Origin of the sequence: Algoriphagus antarcticus, from assembly GCF_002150685.1 — a bacterium.
Classification (GTDB): domain Bacteria; phylum Bacteroidota; class Bacteroidia; order Cytophagales; family Cyclobacteriaceae; genus Algoriphagus; species Algoriphagus antarcticus.
This window is the reverse complement of record NZ_MSSW01000007.1, coordinates 76,993-95,910: the sequence shown is the minus strand read 5'-3', so window position 1 is coordinate 95,910 and position 18,918 is coordinate 76,993. Positions and strand designations below refer to the sequence as shown.

The following is an 18,918-nucleotide window of genomic DNA, read 5'->3' as shown; positions in this document are numbered from 1 at the left end:
GATCTATGGGCTATCTTCAGTTTTACTTTTTATTATTTTGTTTATCCTAAAAATATTATTTCGATAGTTTTGAAATGGTAGAATATCATTTTGATTTAGTATTAAATAATAAAATATTAGATCATATATTTTTGGCTGAGGTTGGTTTTACAAATTGAATTTTGATATTTTTCGAATTGTAATAATCCCAGAATTGAAGAAAGCCCTTTCCATATTTCTTTTAGGATGCTTTGTCCTGTACCATTTTGGCTACTACGCATTCTATTTTTCTTACGACCAGCACCTGGAGCGTAAGTGGGTGGATATTATTTATAGTGAAAATTCAATTCCTGCTCAGGAGACACTAATTGAGATTCCGCTTTTAGCTCCTTACATGGCAAATCAAGAGCTTTTTCAACCTACCAATACCTCTTTTGAGAAGGATGGTCAATTCTTTCGTGCGATCAAGCAGCGTTATCAAAATGATACACTACAAATTATTGTGGTACCCGATACCGCTAGAGGAGTTCTGGACAGTACGGTAAAAAAGTGGATATCTTTCCTGACAGAGGATGACATTCCACTAGACCAAAATGGAAAAACGGTCATTAAACTTCTAGTCAAAGATTATCTTCAGCCAGTCCCTTTTTTCTTTGAAGTTTTTGCTAATACAAATTTGAATTCCAAAATTGAATTAGTTATTAATTTCTATTTAGATCCTGTTCATGGGATCGAATCTCCTCCTCCATTATTTTCTTGATTCTATTTTAACTGATCTCATCTTTTCTCTAGGCTCACCTGCAAAGAGAGTAAGAATGAGTTGTTTTCTATTTCCAGTCAGAAAGGCTCGGGAGTATTAAATCCAATCTACTACAGAATCAAAAAAATCTTTTTATGAAAAAATACTTCTGGACGCTGATCCTCCTAATGGGAGGATTAGGTCTGTCCTATATAACTATGGCACAAACTCCTACGGATGGTTTAATGATGCCAAAAGGTGATATATGCTTTTTGCTTAACTATGAGTATGGGCAATTTGATCACTATTGGGAGGGAGAGACCCTTCGGAAAAATGGAACGATAGCCAAAGTGCAGCGAAGAACGTCATTGGTAATGGCTGCTTATGGAATTACAAATCGCTTGAATGCTTACGTGGGACTTCCCTTTGTGAGTACAAATTCCACCACTCCGAACGGTGGCAAATTTGCTGGGACTACCGGAATTCAGGATTTGACTCTAGGCCTCAAGTATGAGGCATTTAGGTACCAAGGTGAAAAAGGCGAGTGGACCGCATTCGGCTCTGTGACATTTTCCACTCCAGTTTCAAACTACCTATCTGACTACCAGCCCTACAGTTTGGGAATTGGCGCTCCACAGCTTGCTTGGAGAGGCTTGATAGAATATGAGTGGAATAATGGATTCTATCTGAGAGGAAATGGAGGATATATCTGGAAAGGTTACACAGAAGCTGAGCGCGATTATTACTACAATGATGGAAGTTACTTTACTTCTTGGATGGATGTACCGAGCGCCTGGATTTACGAAGCCGTAGTTGGGAAATGGTTTATGGATAAATCATTAAGAGTAGAATTGAATTACAACTCTTCCATATCTACTTCTGGCGATGATATCCGGGCATATAATGCTCCTCAGCCAACCAATAAAGTAAATATGGATTGCGTTGGTGTATTTGCTCAATATTTCTTCAAAAAGCCAAAAGGACTGGGTTTGGTTGCATCTTATAGTCGGGTCATTGATGGCAGAAATGCACCAGAAATGTCTTCTGTAAATGCTGGTGTAACCTATCAGTTTGGTTTGTTCCATCCTACAAATTAATTCCATGAAAACACTTTACTTACTACTAGCAGTAATTATTGCTGTGGTCACGATGACTAGATGCAATATGGACTTAGCAACAGAATTAGAATACGAGAGCTATGCGTTTTCCGGAATAGATTCAGACGCTGGAAGTTGGAAACCTATTTTAATTTCCGCAGGAAGTGATATTTCTGTTGATGAACCCACAGCCCAAAATTCTCCGGTGTTTTTGGCAGAACTAGAAGCGGTAAAATCAAGGATCTCATCTATGTCCAATGATCAAAAGAAAAATGTGGATCACTGGACCAATAATGCTGTGTTACGATGGAATGAAGTCGCGCTGGGGCTGATTGCTAAGTATAACTTGATTCCAGGGCCAAATGTAGATGAATCTTATTCATTACCTGATCCGGCTAATCCAGCTGGACCTCCGGTATTCCCTTTTGCCCACCCTCCTTATGCGAGTAGAGCTTTGGCATATCTATCTGTGGCGCAATATGACGGGATGATTTCGGCTTGGCATTACAAATTCCAATTCAATAGGCCAGCTCCTTATCGGGTGGATTCGGAAATTTCACATGCTTATGTTTCCAATAATTTGCCTTCCTATCCATCGGAAGGGGCGGTATTGGCTACTGTTTCCAGAGAAATCTTAACCGCGATGTTTCCCTTGGAAGCTGATTACCTGAAGGAACTAGAAGAGCATCATTTGGAAAGCTTGATTTTGTCAGGGGAAAATGTGCCCAGCGATCTAGCAGCTGGAAAGAAAATAGGAGAAGAAATAGCTGCAATTGCTCTAGCCAGAGCTTCTAATGATGGCATGAAATATTCTCAGTCTCCAAAAGCAGTTTCTGATTCCTTACGAAAAGTAGCATTTGATCGATTTGGATGGCAATGGGTAAATTTAGAGAGCCCTGTTCGACCAGTTGGATTAACACCTCTTTTTGGGAAAGTGAAAATGTGGAGTGTCCAAAATGTGGAATCCACAAGACCTGGAATGCCTCCCGCACCAGGTTCTGAAGCATTCCAGAAGGATGTTAAGATTTTGCAGGATTATGCTGATAATGTCACACAAGAGCGAAGGAGAATTGCTAATTTTTGGCAAGATGGTCTAGGTACATATACGCCTCCAGGTCATTGGAATGACATCGCAGGAGAATATATTCTGAAATACAAGATGAATTCAATTCGTACAGCCCGTGCGTTTGCCTATATGAATATGGCTATAATGGATGGAGGGATTAGCTGCTGGGATACGAAGTACTATTATTACTATCCTAGGCCAATTCAGCTGATCAAGGATTTCGAGACTATTGCAGGTACACCTAACTTTCCAGCCTATACTTCTGGGCATTCTGTATTCTCAGCAGCGGCTGCAGAAGTGTTAACCTATCTGTTTCCTCAGGAGGGCAGTATTTTCCGAGAGTGGGCGGAAGAAGCAGCTCTATCTAGGATTTACGGTGGGATTCACTGGACTTTTGATGCTACAGTTGGCACCACCCAGGGCCGGGATGTAGCCCAATACACTATTGATGTAGCCAAAACAGATGGCGCTGATGATTAATTATTAGATAAGTATCTCATGAAATCGAGCATGATGCGAGAGGCACATAGAAGAAGGAATATTGACCATGCGAGATTCCATGTGACTTATACAATCAAATTATAAACACATGAAAAAATATACCAAAATACTGTTTGCTACTGTCGTATTGACTTTAGCATATTTTCATGCTTATCCTCAAGGCTGTGTTGCTATACGCCAGTTTTCAGGGCTTGGCAATGCTGTTGGCCAAGGAAATATGCTCAATGAAGGTGAATGGAACGTCAGTGCCAATTATCGCTATTTTAAGTCATTCAGACATTTTCGAGGTACTGAACAAGAACACGAGCGCTTGACCGATCACACTGAGGTGATCAATAAACAGCATGGTCTGGATTTCAATGTCAGTTATGCTTTTACTGAGCGATTTTACGGTATTCTCTCTCTGCCTTTGCAATACAACGAAAGAAGTTCGCTGTACGAACATGGTCGCACGGAGCGGCATACTTCCTATTCCCAAGGATTAGGGGATATGCGCATAGGAGTTGGCTACTGGTTGCTTTCTGGAGAAAAAGCCAAAAAAGGAAATACAGCGATTGGTCTAGGGATCAAATTTCCTACTGGAGATTACGCTGCCAAAAGCACTTTCTATAATCAAGGAGCTGAGGGATCGAGCAAGACAAAACCGTCGATCAATCTATTCAATTGGGAGATGGAGGCACAGGCTTGATCATTGATTTTCAAGGTCTATGGAACAGGGGTAGTGCATTCTTCTGGTATTACGATGGATTTTATATGTTTAATCCGAAGGAAGCAAATGGAACTCCCACCAATAGAAGCCGACCAAATGAAGCCATTATGAGTGTGCCAGATCAATTCGCAGTGAGAACTGGTGTATTCAAATCATTTGAAAAAGTACATGGATTGGGAGCCTCCCTCGGCGTAAGGATTGAAGGGATTCCAGTGCACAATGCTTTCTCGGGTAGCGAAGGTTTAGAAGACTTGGTTATATTATCTCTTTGGAGCCAGGAGTGAGATATATGCGGGGGGTTTGTGACAGGGACTTTGAATGTGCCGCTTGCTTTATTCAGAAATAGAACACAAAGTGTAACAGACATCGAAAAATCCACTCCCGGCAATGTGGTTCAAGGAGATGCGGCTTTTGCGGATTATCTGATCAATTTCACAGTTGCTGTGAGAATCCCTAAAAAAGTACAGGAAGTATTTAACTCATTATAGTTGTCAGAAAGTCAAAGAACCTTTGCGGGTTCTTTGACTTCTTTTTTCAAGCTTTTGGTGGCCAAAACCATTAAGGCTATCGCTAATATAAAAAGCAGTGCTGCTATGATGGCAAGGACATAAACTTCGTCTTTGAAGTTTTTCCAGGCAAAAAGGCCTAAAGATGAAAGCGTTACCGTGAACATGAAGAACATGGGAATCGTCACGAAAAGCGCATTGATGTTTTTCTTGATGAGCCAAACTGCAATGGTCAAAAGCGCAAGAGCTGCGAGCAATTGATTTGCTGAGCCAAAAATTGGCCAGAGCGTGGTGAATTCTCCCGAAAGCAACAGGAGTATAGAAAAGACAACCACAATTCCTGTGGAAACATATCTGTTTTTAGCGAGATACTGACCAGCAGCTTGAGGAACATCTTCAAAGTATTCTTGTAAGGTGAACCTGGCCAATCGAGTGCATGTGTCTAATGTCGTAAGTGCGAAAGCTGAAACGGTGAGTGCTACAAAGCCCACAGCAAACTCTTCTGAAATTCCCAACGTAGCAATCATACCTCCCAATCCTGTGGAGAAAAGTGCAACTGGGCCCTCTCCCGAAAGACGTTCAATATATTCAGATCGGGATAAAATAACCACTGCTCCTACAGAAATAATTGCTAGAAATGACTCAATTAACATTCCTCCAAAACCTACCAATTTAGCATCAGATTCCTTATTCAATTGCTTGGAAGTAGTGCCTGAAGCAACTAAGGAGTGAAATCCGCTGATGGCTCCGCAGGCAATAGTGACAAACAGTACAGGGAAAATATATCCAAGATTTTCATCCGAGACATGAATTTCATTGCTCATCTGAATTTCAGGATTAGCAATGAAAACGCCTAATACCGCAGCTATAATTAATCCATATAGCAAAAAACTATTGAGGTAATCTCTCGGCTGAAGCAGCGTAGCTACTGGAGTCACTGATGCAATGAATGCGTATGCCAAAAGTGCCAAAACCCAGATATTATAATCAAGCACAAAAGGAATTTTCATACCCAAATACACAAAGAAGTACATCAATATCACACCAATTATGGTGATGAAAATGAATGCAGCCTTTTTATCACCTATTAATTTATTCACTATTCCGAAAACAATCGCTAGCAAAATAAATAGAATGGATGCTGAGCCCACGCCCGGATTTGTGACAAAAGTCTTGGCAATAATATCTGCAAATACACCAATAACAAGGATTAGCGTAGAAAAACTGAAGATAACAAAGAGCTGCTTTCCTTTCATTCCGATTTGATTTCGGATGATCACACCTATAGATTTCCCATCAGTTTTGAGCGAAGTAGCCATACTTCCCAAATCATGTACAGCTCCAAAGAATATCCCTCCTACTAAAATCCAAATGACCGCGGGAATCCATCCAAAAGTTACTGCAATGATCGGCCCCACAATCGGCCCAGCTCCGGCAATTGAAGCGAAATGATGTCCCAAAACCACTATGGGCTTACTTGGCTCATAATCTATACCATCTCTGTGCGTATGAGATGGAGCTGGATTTTTATCGTTTAAGCCAAATTTTTTATACACAAATTTGCCGTAAATGGTGTAGGCTAAAAATAAAATTACAGCTGAAATGAGGAGTAGAACGGCTAAGTTCATGAATAGTTATTTGGATATTGATAGATTCTCCGGTGAAAAATCTTTTCTAATTGATTGATATCAAAATAAGGTAAATAATAATCACTGAAAAAGAGATTTTCGATAAAGTGTCGAATTCCTTTACGTAATTGAATTCCCGTCCTATTTCCAAGGGGGTTTTATTTACGGGATTTAACGACTAAATTTGTAACCTTTGACTCGTCAAAAGACAACCTAAACACTCAATATGGCTTGGTTTAAAAGAACTGACAAAGGCATCAAAACATCTACAGCTGAGAAGAAAGATGCACCTGATGGCCTTTGGTTTAAGACCCCAAATGGAAATATCATCCATACAAGAGAGCTCAAGAATAATGCTTACGTATGCCCGGACGATGATTTTCATGTGAAAATCGGTTCAAAGGAATATTTCGAAATTCTTTTTGACAACAACAAATTCAAAGAGCTTGATGCCAAGATGACATCGGCAGATCCTCTGAAATTCACGGATACCAAACCTTATGTTTCCCGAATAGAAGCTACAATCCAGAAAACAGAGTTGAATGACGCTGTGAGATCGGCCGTAGGTAAAATGAACGGATTGGACATCGTGATAGCCTGTATGGACTTTAATTTTATCGGTGGATCTATGGGTTCTGTAGTGGGTGAGAAAATCGCCAGAGCTATTGACCATTCTCTGAAAAATAAAATCCCATTCCTGATGATCTCTAAATCAGGTGGTGCTCGTATGATGGAAGCTGGATTTTCTTTGATGCAAATGGCAAAGACTTCTGCTAAGCTTGCTTTGCTGGATCAAGCTGGTGTCCCTTACATCTCGATGCTCACAGATCCTACTACAGGTGGAGTGACTGCTTCTTACGCGATGCTGGGTGATTTCAATATTGCAGAGCCAGAAGCATTGATTGGTTTCGCTGGACCTAGAGTGATTCGTGAGACGATAGGTAAGGACTTACCTAAGGGTTTTCAAAGTTCAGAGTTTGTACTCGAGCATGGATTCCTAGATTTTATCGTCGATCGTCGTCAATTAAAAGGCAGATTGACCACCTTACTCAAACTTTTGAATAATTAATCGAGTTACTACTAAAAGGATTTGAATATTCGGCTCAAATTTGGGTCGTGATCTAGTCTCTTTTAGTGATTAATAAATATATTTGTGCTCCCGTATTGGGCCAATCCATAAGAAAAATTAAACCAAAATTTCATGGGTTCAGTAATTATTACTTCCATTGTAGCTTTTACAGTTATCATATTGCTACTGGTATTTATTCTCCTTTTTGCCCAGTCTAAGCTGGTCAACTCGGGAGATGTCAACATTATCATCAATGGTGACGAGAGTTCTCCAATTGTGACAGCAGCTGGAACTACCCTGCTTTCTACACTAGGAGGCCAAAAAATCTTTCTTCCATCCGCTTGCGGTGGTGGCGGTACTTGTGCAATGTGTAAATGCGTGGTCGAAGAAGGTGGAGGAGAAGTCCTTCCTACGGAAGTTGGCCACTTAAGCAGAGCAGAGCAGCAAAGTAACGTACGTCTAGCATGTCAGGTGAAAGTGAAAAATGACATGAAGATCCGGGTTCCGGAAGAGATCTTCGGTATTAAGAAGTGGGAGTGTGAGGTTATCTCCAACTACAACGTGTCTACTTTCATCAAAGAATTCAAAGTAAAACTTCCTGAAGGTGAAACTCTTGACTTCGAGGCTGGTGGATACATTCAAATTGATGTTCCCATTATTACGGTGAACTTCAAAGGCATAGACATCACTCCCCATCCAGATCTGGGTCACCCTGATGACGTATATCAAAGTGATTGGGATAAATTCGGTCTTTGGGACTTGACCATGAAGAATGATGAGGAGCTGTTCAGAGCTTACTCGATGGCTAATCACCCCGCAGAAGGTAACATCGTAATGCTTACAATTCGTATCGCCACACCACCTTGGGATAGAGCAAATAACAAATGGATGGATGTGAATCCAGGGGTTTGTTCTTCGTATGTGTTCGGTAGAGTTCCTGGTGATAAGGTGACTATTTCTGGCCCTTACGGTGAATTCCATATTAATCCTACACAGCGTGAGATGGTTTACATCGGTGGTGGCGCAGGTATGGCTCCATTGAGAGCACAGATTTTCCACCTTTTCCATACAGAGAAGACCGGTAGAAAAGTATCTTACTGGTATGGCGGTAGATCTAAGAAGGAGCTTTTCTATGTTCCGCAATTCCGAGATATTGAAAAAGACTTCCCGAACTTCCAGTTTAATATTGGTTTGTCCGAGCCTCTTCCAGAAGATAATTGGAAGATCAAGAAATCAGAAGAGGATAAAGAAGGTGACGGATACGTTGGATTCATTCACCAAGTGCTTTATGATAATTATTTGAAAAATCATCCTGAGCCAGACGAAGTAGAATACTACCTATGTGGACCACCTTTGATGAATTCAGCAGTTCTGAAGTTGCTGGATGACATGGGAATTCCTGAGGAAAATATCCGATTTGATGACTTCGGAGGTTAATAAATAAACAAAAGATCCCGCTCAAGCGGGATTTTTTATTTGAGAGGCTATTTTGATTATTTTTACCTAAGACTACCATCCCTTATGAATATCCAATCCTACTTTGATCCTGTAGCCGAGTACCTTTGGCAGAAAAAATACCCACTCAATTCATTCTTCAAGCAAATTCACTTTTTCGGAGAGGAATTTCCCGATCTTAAAGGAGTGCAAATCGCTCTTGTCGGAATCAAAGAAAACCGGGGTCTGGCTAAAGTGGAAAGTGCAGATAGAGGAAGTAGCGAAATTCGCGAGAAGCTCTACGATCTCAAAAAAGGTTTTGGGCCTTATAGAGTAGCAGATTTGGGAGATATGATTTCCGGAGAGAAGCTGAGTGATACCTACCAAAGAATGCAGGAAGTGGGAGAGTATCTGATGAAGCAGCAGATTCTACCGATCTATTTTGGAGGATCGCACGATCTGGACTATGGCCAATATTTGTCCTACCAGAAAATGAAAAAGCTGGTCAGTCTGCTGACAGTAGATGCCAAGTTGGATATGGAAGAGGACGGCCCTCTTGCTGATCAGCATACACAGGAAATCATTCTTCATCAGCCTAATTTTCTCTTCTCCTCAGCACATTTAGCATATCAGAGTTTTCTGGTTGACCCTTCTTTGATCAACGTGGTGGAAAAGCTATATTTTGAGCATGTGCGTTTGGGCGAATTGAGAAGTGAGTTCAAGGAAGTGGAGCCGTTAATACGAAATGCGGATTTGCTGAGCTTTGACTTATGCGCTATTCAGTCTGCGGATGCTCCTGGGGCGGTAAATGCTGAGCCTTTTGGATTGACAGCAGAAGAAGCTTGCCAGATTTGCTGGTTTGCCGGTACCAATGAGAAGCTGAGTTCTATCGGGATCTATGGCTATGAGCCATACTTTGACGATACAGTAAATAAGACTGCGAAAGTGGTTTCGGTGATGATTTGGTATTTTCTCGAGGGATTTTATTCCCGAAAGGACAGCCTCTCTTTCAAAAGCAGTGACTATACCAAATACACAGTTTCACTGGATGCAAAGCCAAACATGCTGGTTTTCTATAAAAGCAAAAGAAGTGGGAAATGGTGGATGGAAATTCCGCATAATGAAACTGAGAAATTTGACCGAGTGAGTACCGTGCCATGTAGCTATGCTGACTATCAGATGGCTCAAAAAGGGGAGATTCCTGAGCGTTGGATCAATGCTCAAATCAAGTTGCTTTGATGAAATCGCGCATGTCCATAAAGTCACGCGGAGGGATGATCATTGTAAATGCGAGATTCCATGTGGCCGTAAAAAAAAATAAACTCATGAAAATCTATACAAAGCAACAGCTAGCACTTCGAAATGGCCAGGATAAACCCGAAATATGGGTAGCTTTTCAAGGAGTAATTTATGATGTGAGCGGTTCTAGGCTATGGAAAAGGGGTATGCATTACGAACATTGGGCTGGTCAGGATCTTACAGAAGAGCTGCCAGATGCTCCTCACACAGAAAAGGTATTTGAGAAATTTCAAGCCATTGGGCAATTAGCATAGATGATATTAATCGCAGATAGTGGTTCCAGCAAAACGGACTGGAGAGTAATTCATTCAGATCGAAGAATTAGTCAGCACCGAGGTATTGGGTTTAACCCCTATTATCAAACGTCGGAAGAAATGGCGATTCAAATGCAGAGCGAATTCCTGGTAAATCTGGAGAGTGAAATAGAAGAGATATTTTTCTATGGCGCAGGATGCTCTACACCTGATCGAAAGAATGAGGTTTCGTCAGCATTGAAAACTGTTTTTCCAAAAGCTAAAATAACTATAGATCACGACCTCACTGCGGCCGCAAAGTCAACCTGCGGTCACCAGCCTGGAATAGCATGTATTTTGGGGACAGGATCGAATAGCTGTGATTACGATGGAAAGCAGATCGTGGATACTCGCCCTGCTCCAGGTTATATTTTTGGAGATGAAGGCGGCGGAGGCTATGTTGGCAGGAAGCTTTTGAAAGATTTTATCAATGATGAAATGCCTTCAGAAATTAAAAGGGAGCTCACTAACAATTTTCATTTGACCAATATATTAATTCAGGAGCATGTGTATCAAAAGCCGTTTCCCAATAGATACATGGCTAGTTTTTGTAGATTTATCACAGAGCACAAATCCAATCCTTATTGCTACCTGCTCTACTACAATTCCTTTCAGGAATTCTTCAAGCAGCATGTGATGAAGTATAAAGAGTATAGGGAGAAGCCGGTGAATTTTGTAGGATCTATTGCTTATTATAACAGTGATATTCTTCGTAAAGCTGCCTCAGATGTGCATATTAACGTAAATCTAATAATTGAAAGCCCAATAGCAGGTTTGACACTTTACCACCAAGAGACCCTGTGAAATCGAGCATGTCTAAGGCAACGCTCGGAGGGATGATTATCCGTAATGCGAGATTCCATATGACCAATTAAAAAAAATTAAAAACAGATGAAAGTAACCGAAAGTACCTCCCACTATGATAATTTGGAGCAAATGGATTTGTTGGATTTGCTTCATAATATCAATACCGAGGATAAAAAAGTGCCGTTAGCCGTAGAGAAGGTGATTCCTAATATCAGTGGATTGGTAGAGGAAATTGTACTTAGAATGCAAAAAGGCGGAAGGTTGATTTACATCGGAGCTGGCACCAGTGGAAGACTTGGCGTGCTGGATGCGTCTGAATGTCCGCCGACATATGGTGTACCGTTCGATATGGTTTTGGGACTAATTGCAGGAGGGGATACAGCGATCAGGAAAGCCGTGGAAAATGCTGAAGACGATCCTGAGCAGGCGTGGAATGATATTTTGGAATATGGGTTCAATGCAAATGACACCGTGATTGGAATTGCTGCATCAGGGACAACTCCTTATGTGATCGGTGGCGTGAAAGCGGCTCGTGAAAAAGGGCTCTTAACAGGAAGCATCACCTGTAATCCAGATTCCCCACTTTCTAAAGAAGTGGATCATCCCATAGAGGCAGTGGTAGGTCCAGAGTTTATCACGGGAAGTACACGTATGAAATCTGGTACAGCTCAGAAACTTATTCTCAACATGATCTCCACAACAGTAATGATCAAGCTTGGAAAGGTGAAAGGCAATAAGATGGTGGATATGCAGCTTTCTAATGCGAAGCTGATGCAGCGAGGGATCAATATGATCATGGAAGCTACTGGGCTCGATGAGGCGACTGCCAAGGGACTCTTGATCAGTGAGGGTTCTGTTCGTAAGGCAACAGATTATTATTACAAAAATTTGAACTAGTGTTGTGCAAATCAAAACCTGCCAGGTTTCCAGCCTGGGGCTTTAATAAAATTTCCCTTTGCGCGATTTTTATTAAAACCTGGCAGGTTTTCTAGTCTAGATTATTTTTGGAGGAGATGATTAAAAATCTCCAGATAGACTGTACCTTTGCAGCCCGATTAAGCGGTTGAAAACCAAGTGCTTATTTTATTTACAATCAATCCAGCAGTGATGCTGCAAATCTATGAAAGATAACAATTCAAAAAAGCCGTTTTTCGGCGAAGGAAAAAAAGATTCCAACTCTTCAAATTCAGGACAAAGAGGAAGTTACAAGGGGAAATCAGAAGGATTTAATAAATCCAAAGATTCTGGGTTCTCCAAATCTGGCCCAGCAAAGAAGCAATTAGGCAAAAGTGAAGATGATTTCTCTGACTTTAAGAAAAAGCCAAGAACTAAGAAAGATGGATTTAAGAATCTGGGAGAAAAGAAATTTGGTTCTAAATCTCCTTTTGGAAGTAATAAAGAACAAGGTACGGACGTATCTGAAAAGAAGGATTTTGGCACAGGTAAGAAACAATTTTTCTCCAAAAAAGAAGAAGTGGAAGGTCCTAAGCCATACAAAAGAGATGCTAAACCAGGCAAGCCGGAATTCTCAGAAAAGCCAGGCGGACTTATTTACAAGGGACGAGGCAAGGATCAAAAGCCAGTGTTTGCAGAAGGCAAACCGACGTACAAGTCTGAAAAGAAGGACACGAAGGGATTTGGTAAAAAACGTTTTGTGGATCAGGATACTAACGTAGAGAGACCTGATTATAACTTCGACGCGCTTCCTCAAAAGAAGAAAAAAATGGAGAATGATGAGAATCTTATTCGCCTGAATAAATACATCGCCAATTCTGGTATTTGCAGCAGAAGAGAGGCAGATTCACTGATCAGCAAAGGTTTGGTGACGCTGAATGGAGAGATTTGCACTGAGCTTGGACGTAAAGTTAAGAAAACTGACCGTGTGGTCTATCAGGGCAGAAAAATCAATCCTGAAAAGCCTACTTATGTGTTGCTAAATAAGCCTAAAGATTTCATCACAACTACTGATGATCCTATGGATCGTAAAACGGTGATGAACCTAGTTGGTAACGCTTGCGAAGAGCGAATTTTCCCAGTTGGTCGATTGGATAGAAATACCACCGGGCTATTGTTGTTTACCAATGACGGTGAGTTGGCCGCAAAGCTTTCTCACCCTTCCAATGAAATCAAGAAAATCTATCAGGTGACGTTGGATAAGCCGCTTACGAAGAAAGACGAAGAGGCTATTATCGAGGGCTTGACTTTGGAAGATGGAAAGGTTAGTGTAGATGATATGCAGGTATTGTCTTTGGACAGAACTATCCTAGGTTTGGAGATTCACGTGGGAAGAAACAGAATTGTGCGTAGAATCTTTGCTCATCTGGGTTATGATGTGACAGCACTTGATCGCGTGGTCTATGCAGGGTTAGACAAAAAGGATTTGAAACGGGGGCATTATCGCTTCCTCTCAGAGCAGGAAGTGATTCGTTTGAAGTTCTTTATATAAAAATTAAAAGCTCCCAAATCGGGAGCTTTTTTAATTTAAGGGTTAACCGCTGTGAGCGCAAAGGTTCACGCGGAGAGCGCGGTTGTCTTGCTTCTCCGGAAGCTGGACTGAGTATTTTTCAAACAAACCCTTTCAACGCCTGATGTAAATCCCGCTTCGTAATCAAGCCGCCTTTTCTCCAGAGGATTTTACCTTTCTTGAAGAGGATGTAATTGGGGATAGACCGCACTGCAAATTGTTGAGCCATCTGAGGACTTTTATCAATGTTGATTTTAAGCAGTTTTATTTTCCCACCTAATTCTGTCAGTACTTCATCGATGATAGGATCCATCGTCTGACATGGACCGCACCATTCTGCATAGAAATCTACGAGTATAGCATCCTGGCTTTTACTGATTATGTCTTTTGGGTTCTTTTTTGGCATGCTTTGAAATAAGACTAGGAGCGAGGTAGAAAGTTTTAAGTAAGGAGTTTTCAATGGTAGGAGATAGTTGCTGCAGGGGGCTATGTATTAGGACTTAGAATCCCTTCCTTTCAGGAGGTAAGCGTTAGTCTGACATGGCAAATACTGCTAAAGACCTGCGCTCTCTGTGAATAACTCTGTGGTCTCCACGGTTAAAAAAGACCTTCGCAAAAAAAAGCCGCTAATTCGATATCGAGTTAGCGGCTTCTTAGTTACTATAAGTTAATTAGTTTGTTGGTGCTGGAGCAGCTGGCATCTCAAGACCCAACTTCGCTAAAACTAGCTCAGTGAATTTATCTTCTTCTTTAGTATAAAGAAGGATAGGAGCCTGTCCTGCTGACTCAGCAAAGATATGCGTGTAGCTGTTTTCAGCGGCCACTGCATTAATTGCATTAATCACCTTAGTCTGAACAGGTGAAAGAAGCTCACCTAGTTTTCTCTGATAACTGACTTGAGTATCAGACTCCATTTTTTGCATGGTGCCTTGTAGGGCAGTCAATTCTTTCTCCTTAGCAGCTCTAGCTTCTTCAGTCATAGTCTGAGCAGCTTGCTGATAAGCCTGTACCTGACGCTGAAAATCTTCAGCTTTTAGTTGCAAAGTAGTCTGAAGCTGAGTTTCGTAATCTTTAACATCAGCAGCTATTTGCTCCATTTCTGGCATCAAATCCATGATAAATTCTACATTGGTATAACCAATTTTGACATCTTGAGCCTGAGCCGCGAATCCTACGCAAAGCAAGGCTACTGCGGAAAGGATAACTTTTACTTTCATCATTTCTGTGTTTCTTTTTTATTTGTTTTCTTCAATTCCCAATTCCACCAAGACGAACTCCGAATAGTCGTGTCTGGGATCTGTATAGATAATTGCCGATGGTTCGGCTGCCTTATCAAACAGTATTCCTAGATTGTTTCTTCGAGTTACTCGCTCAATAGCGTCATAGATTTTGGATTGTAAAGGCTGCATCAGTTCCGCTTGTTTTTGGAAATACTGCCCGTCGATTCCGAAAATCCTACTATTGAATTCCTGGGATTCTTTTTGTTTCAATTTAATTTCCTCCAGCCGTTGCTGGTACATTTCTTCTGTGAGGAGCACTTCCTCTGCTTTTAGCTGGACAGAAAGATCTTTAATCTCTTTGTCCAAATTTTGTGCCTCTTTCTTCCATTCGGAACTTATGTTCTCTAGCTCTTGCTGGATTACTTTGTAGTCCGGATGCTTGTTTAGAATATATTCCGAATCAATGTATCCGATCTTCTGGGCTGCCAAAGGTGCCGTTTGGAGCACAAAGAGCAACAAAAATACGATTTTCAGTGATTTATTCATGAGTCTTAGAAGTTAACATTGACCTGATTTCTTAACATTCTTAGAACGTCATTTTTTGCATAAATTAACTATTCCCAATCCTAAACCCACACTTATCTTATTTGTTGGCCTATAGTAAAGTGGAATTGTGAGCCAGCTCGCTGAAGCGCACCAGGAGCTTTGTCAAATCCATAGCCCCAATCAATACCCAATAGACCAAATGCCGGCATAAAGATTCTTGCGCCCAAACCTGCAGATTTCTTTAGGTCATATGGATTGAAATCCTTGTAGGACCCCCAGTTGTTTCCTGCCTCTGCAAAACCAAGTACAAAGATCGTTGCAGAAGGATTTGGAGAGATTAGGTATCTCACTTCCATCACATATTTATTATAGACAACACCTCCGAATGGATCTGAGCCAGGTTGGCCTCTTCCAATGGCGCCTGGAGTAATAGACTGATTTTCGTAGCCACGTAAACCAATGATCTCCTGACCCAACGCAAAGTTGTTCATGTTCATACCATCACCACCCATTACGAATCTTTCCAGTGGAATGATTCCGTTCTTTTGGCTATAAGAGCCTAAGTATCCCATGTGAGCTCGTGCACTAGCCACCAATTTGGTTGAGCCAAATAAGGGAGTATATATCGATGCATCAAACATCCACTTGTGGTATTCTAACCACTTATATTTCTCCTCATCACTTGATTCCTCATTTATATTCTTGTTTAGTGAAGAATAGGGAGGAGTAAATGCTGTGGATAGGATAATGTTGGATCCAAATCTTGGGAAGGTAGGATTGTCAATGTTGTATCGGGCGATAGTTGTATTCCAGGTGATACTGTTGGATTTTCCCGTAGGATAGCTCAGGCCAAATGAAGTACCGAAACGGTCAAAATCATAAACCTGGAACTGCAAGGAGTTACTGATGCTGAAGTTGTCATCCGGCCAAGTAACTCTCTTAGCAAGACCTAAGGTCACCCCCGTGATCTTAAAGGATCCTAACTCGTTTCCAAAGTTATTTTGATTTTGGAAATCAAGCTGACGCTGTACTGAGTGATTGAATGAAAAGCTCAATGCATTAGGCTTTTTGCCGCCAAACCATGGTTCTGTCAAGGATACAGAGTAGTTCTGGAAAGATTGACCGTTTGCCTGTACTCTTAGTGAAAGTTTCTGTCCATCGCCTACAGGAAGTGGATCCCACTTAGAGAAATCCTTGATATTCTTAATGGAGAAATTATTGAATGAAAGACCCACCGTACCTACGAAACCGAATAATCCTCCCCAACCACCAGAGAGTTCAATCTGATCATTTGGTCTTTCTTCTAGCTCAAAAGTAATATCTACTGTTGCTGCTTCGAAATTCGGTCTTAGATCAGGATTGATTTTTTCAGGGTCAAAGTAACCCAACGTGGAAAGTTCGCGAATGGTACGAACTAGAAGTTCTCTGTTGAATTTTTGACCTGGTAGAATACGTATTTCACGCATTACTACGTGATCAGATGTTCTATCATTTCCTTTGATATTGACAGAGTTTACCGTCACTTGCGGGCCTTCAAAAACCCTCATTTCCAGATCAATAGAATCTCCGGCAACATTTACTTCCACAGGATCGATATCAAAAAAGAGGTAGCCATCATTTTGATAGAGCGAGCTTACGTCATCTCCCTTAGTAGGATCGTAATTAAGACGTTTGTCAAGTTTTTCTTTATCGTAAACGTCACCTCTTTGAATACCTAGCCTAGCTTGAAGTACTTGGTCTGGGTGGATATAGTTACCGTTGAAAGTGATGTTTCTATAGTAATATTTTTGTCCTTCTTGTAGCGCAATATCAATGTTGATTTTATCCTTCCCGTAGTTATATACCGAATCAGCTGTGATTTTAGCATCGCGATAACCTTTACTCTGGTAAAAGTTAATTACGTTATCCTTGTCATTTCTATATTCACTAGGGATGTACTTAGAGCCGCTGAAGAAGTTCAGTTTAAAATTCTTATTGATGTAATCTTTTACATCTTCATTGGAAGCAGAGTCCGTGTACAGTATGGTATTCTTAATGTCCGTAGCTGATGCGTCTGTCAATCGGGAATATCCATCTTTAAAAACGCTTACTCGTGCATGTTCCTTAGTCTTCTTAAGCTTCTTTTTCAGCTTGGAATCAGTGACCTCCTCGTTGCCATAGAATTCGATGGCATTGATTCTAACTTTAGAATTTTGCACTACGTCGAAAATCAATTTCACCGAATTGGGTAGTGTAGTATCTCTTTCCTGCCTGATTTTTACATCAGCATTCATGAAGCCTTTATCCAAGTAATATTTCTCAATAGTCCTCTTGCCGTTATTCAGTACATCGTCCCTTACTACACGTCCTCTGATATTTACTTTTTCTTTGAGTTCAGTTTCCTGAGTTTTGTTCATTCCGGTGAACTCAACACGGGAGAATCTTGGTCTCTCGGTCAAATCAAGAAGTAGCGAAATGTCTTCACCTTCTATTTTTGTCACCAAGATTTTCACATCTCCGATGATCCCTTGTCCCCATAGCTTTTTCAAAGCATTGGAGATAGCGTCTCCCGGTACCTCGATTTTATCATCCACTTTCAATCCTGATAAGGACAGTATGGCGATTTCATCCAAGGTAGTAAGACCCACAGCTTTTATTTCTGCGATTCTATAGGTTTGGGGCTTAGCGTAATTCAGCTCCAAAATATCGATTGGCTTGCTTGAGGCATAGCGACTTTGGCCCAAACGTATTTGCGCCATTGCTGAACTTGCCCAAACCAGACAAAACAGAATCAGTAAACTTTTTTTCATTAATTACTTAAGATTAAACTTGCTCACCCGTTTTGCCAAATCTCCTTTCCCGAGAATGGTAGTCAGAAACTGCAGCAAAGAGGTGCTCTCTTCTAAAATCCGGCCATAATACAGGAGTGAAATACAACTCTGTGTAGGCCAGTTGCCAAAGGAGAAAATTGCTAATTCGATATTCACCGCTAGTTCTGATCATTAATTCAGGATCAGGATAGTCGGCTGTTGCCAGATGCTCAGCCATTACTTTTTCTGTAATATCGGCAACATTCAATTTTCCTTCGGAGACTTTTTGAGCAATGTGTTTAGCTGCATGAGTGAGCTCCCAGTGACCGCTGTAGCTTAGCGCCAAGATCACTTTGAGTCCGGTATTTTTAGAGGTTATTTCCTTTACCTTCATCAGCGTATTGTAAGCTGACTTTGGTAAGCTTTCTACATCTCCAATACTTTCTAATTTGAAATTGCCATTCATTAGCATTGGGACCTCGTCAGACATGGTCTTCACCAGAAGTTCCATTAATCCGTCAACTTCGGCTTTCGGTCTTGACCAATTCTCCGTAGAAAACGAGAATAAAGTCAGGTATTTAACTCCAAGACTGTCTGCACCTTCTATGGCTTCTCTAACTGCCTTAGTGGCATTTTTATGACCAAATATCCGCATAGCACCCTTTTTCGTGGCCCAGCGTCCATTGCCGTCCATGATAATCGCAATATGCTTTGGGATGTTGTTATTGTCAGATACTTCCTTCATTCCAGCCGTCTCCGGTCCCTTACTTTT

Annotated in this window: 19 protein-coding genes; 13 read left to right on the top strand and 6 right to left on the bottom strand. The window is 41.1% G+C overall.

Going from position 1 to position 18,918, the window contains the following annotated elements; all coding sequences use genetic code 11:
- The first annotated feature begins 193 nt into the window (after window positions 1-193).
- The 6 genes from BVH04_RS04165 (at window position 194) to BVH04_RS26010 (ending at window position 4,579) form a co-directional block, all read left to right on the top strand.
- Window positions 194-739, top strand: a complete 546-nt coding sequence (locus BVH04_RS04165; RefSeq protein WP_140160517.1) for a hypothetical protein — start codon at window positions 194-196, stop codon at window positions 737-739.
- Between the two features lie 134 nt (window positions 740-873).
- A complete protein-coding gene (locus BVH04_RS04160; protein WP_086540067.1) occupies window positions 874-1,815 on the top strand; it encodes a transporter family protein in 942 nt (313 codons plus the stop codon).
- A gap of 4 nt (window positions 1,816-1,819) precedes the next feature.
- The gene (locus BVH04_RS04155) at window positions 1,820-3,361 is read left to right on the top strand and encodes a phosphatase PAP2 family protein (RefSeq protein ID WP_086540066.1); all 1,542 of its coding nucleotides are present in this window, start codon (window positions 1,820-1,822) and stop codon (window positions 3,359-3,361) included.
- A 109-nt stretch (window positions 3,362-3,470) separates the two neighbouring features.
- Window positions 3,471-4,070 (top strand): transporter, encoded by a 600-nt coding sequence (locus BVH04_RS26020; RefSeq protein ID WP_240510826.1) that lies wholly within the window; start codon window positions 3,471-3,473, stop codon window positions 4,068-4,070.
- A complete protein-coding gene (locus BVH04_RS26015) occupies window positions 4,046-4,375 on the top strand; it encodes a hypothetical protein (RefSeq protein WP_240510825.1) in 330 nt (109 codons plus the stop codon). Before BVH04_RS26020 ends, BVH04_RS26015 begins: the two co-directional genes overlap by 25 nt.
- 18 nt (window positions 4,376-4,393) lie before the next feature.
- Complete coding sequence (locus tag BVH04_RS26010) at window positions 4,394-4,579, top strand: hypothetical protein (RefSeq protein WP_240510824.1); 186 nt, start codon at window positions 4,394-4,396, stop codon at window positions 4,577-4,579.
- Window positions 4,580-4,590: 11 nt separating this feature from the next.
- Here BVH04_RS26010 and BVH04_RS04145 read toward each other — a convergent pair whose 3' ends face one another.
- Entirely contained in the window at window positions 4,591-6,225 is a 1,635-nt protein-coding gene (locus tag BVH04_RS04145) for a carbon starvation CstA family protein (protein ID WP_086540065.1), read from the bottom strand.
- 226 nt (window positions 6,226-6,451) lie between these two features.
- Here BVH04_RS04145 and accD point away from each other — a divergent pair, with 226 nt between their 5' ends.
- The 7 genes from accD (at window position 6,452) to BVH04_RS04110 (ending at window position 13,573) form a co-directional block, all read left to right on the top strand.
- Window positions 6,452-7,294, top strand: coding sequence for an acetyl-CoA carboxylase, carboxyltransferase subunit beta (gene accD / locus BVH04_RS04140; protein ID WP_086540064.1), 843 nt, complete (start codon window positions 6,452-6,454; stop codon window positions 7,292-7,294).
- Window positions 7,295-7,426: 132 nt separating this feature from the next.
- Window positions 7,427-8,731, top strand: a complete 1,305-nt coding sequence (gene nqrF / locus BVH04_RS04135; RefSeq protein WP_086540063.1) for an NADH:ubiquinone reductase (Na(+)-transporting) subunit F — start codon at window positions 7,427-7,429, stop codon at window positions 8,729-8,731.
- An 84-nt stretch (window positions 8,732-8,815) separates the two neighbouring features.
- The gene (locus tag BVH04_RS04130) at window positions 8,816-9,967 is read left to right on the top strand and encodes a formimidoylglutamase (RefSeq protein ID WP_086540062.1); all 1,152 of its coding nucleotides are present in this window, start codon (window positions 8,816-8,818) and stop codon (window positions 9,965-9,967) included.
- A gap of 86 nt (window positions 9,968-10,053) precedes the next feature.
- Window positions 10,054-10,281, top strand: a complete 228-nt coding sequence (locus tag BVH04_RS04125; RefSeq protein ID WP_086540129.1) for a cytochrome b5 domain-containing protein — start codon at window positions 10,054-10,056, stop codon at window positions 10,279-10,281.
- Window positions 10,282-11,124: an N-acetylglucosamine kinase gene (locus tag BVH04_RS04120; RefSeq protein ID WP_086540061.1), complete on the top strand. Its 843-nt coding sequence runs from the start codon at window positions 10,282-10,284 to the stop codon at window positions 11,122-11,124.
- Between the two features lie 87 nt (window positions 11,125-11,211).
- Window positions 11,212-12,024: an N-acetylmuramic acid 6-phosphate etherase gene (murQ, locus tag BVH04_RS04115; RefSeq protein WP_086540060.1), complete on the top strand. Its 813-nt coding sequence runs from the start codon at window positions 11,212-11,214 to the stop codon at window positions 12,022-12,024.
- 223 nt (window positions 12,025-12,247) lie between these two features.
- Entirely contained in the window at window positions 12,248-13,573 is a 1,326-nt protein-coding gene (locus BVH04_RS04110) for a pseudouridine synthase (protein WP_086540059.1), read from the top strand.
- A gap of 118 nt (window positions 13,574-13,691) precedes the next feature.
- Here BVH04_RS04110 and trxA read toward each other — a convergent pair whose 3' ends face one another.
- From trxA to BVH04_RS04085, 5 genes are all read right to left on the bottom strand, one after another.
- Window positions 13,692-13,997 carry a thioredoxin gene (gene trxA, locus BVH04_RS04105; RefSeq protein WP_086540058.1) on the bottom strand — a complete coding sequence of 102 codons (306 nt, stop codon included), beginning with the start codon at window positions 13,995-13,997 and terminating at the stop codon, window positions 13,692-13,694.
- Between the two features lie 265 nt (window positions 13,998-14,262).
- Entirely contained in the window at window positions 14,263-14,811 is a 549-nt protein-coding gene (locus tag BVH04_RS04100) for an OmpH family outer membrane protein (protein ID WP_086540057.1), read from the bottom strand.
- 15 nt (window positions 14,812-14,826) lie between these two features.
- Window positions 14,827-15,357: an OmpH family outer membrane protein gene (locus BVH04_RS04095; RefSeq protein WP_086540056.1), complete on the bottom strand. Its 531-nt coding sequence runs from the start codon at window positions 15,355-15,357 to the stop codon at window positions 14,827-14,829.
- 92 nt (window positions 15,358-15,449) lie between these two features.
- Window positions 15,450-18,146, bottom strand: coding sequence for a BamA/OMP85 family outer membrane protein (locus BVH04_RS04090; RefSeq protein ID WP_086540055.1), 2,697 nt, complete (start codon window positions 18,144-18,146; stop codon window positions 15,450-15,452).
- A 13-nt stretch (window positions 18,147-18,159) separates the two neighbouring features.
- The gene (locus BVH04_RS04085; RefSeq protein ID WP_086540128.1) at window positions 18,160-18,891 is read right to left on the bottom strand and encodes an isoprenyl transferase; all 732 of its coding nucleotides are present in this window, start codon (window positions 18,889-18,891) and stop codon (window positions 18,160-18,162) included.
- Between the last annotated feature and the right edge of the window lie 27 nt (window positions 18,892-18,918).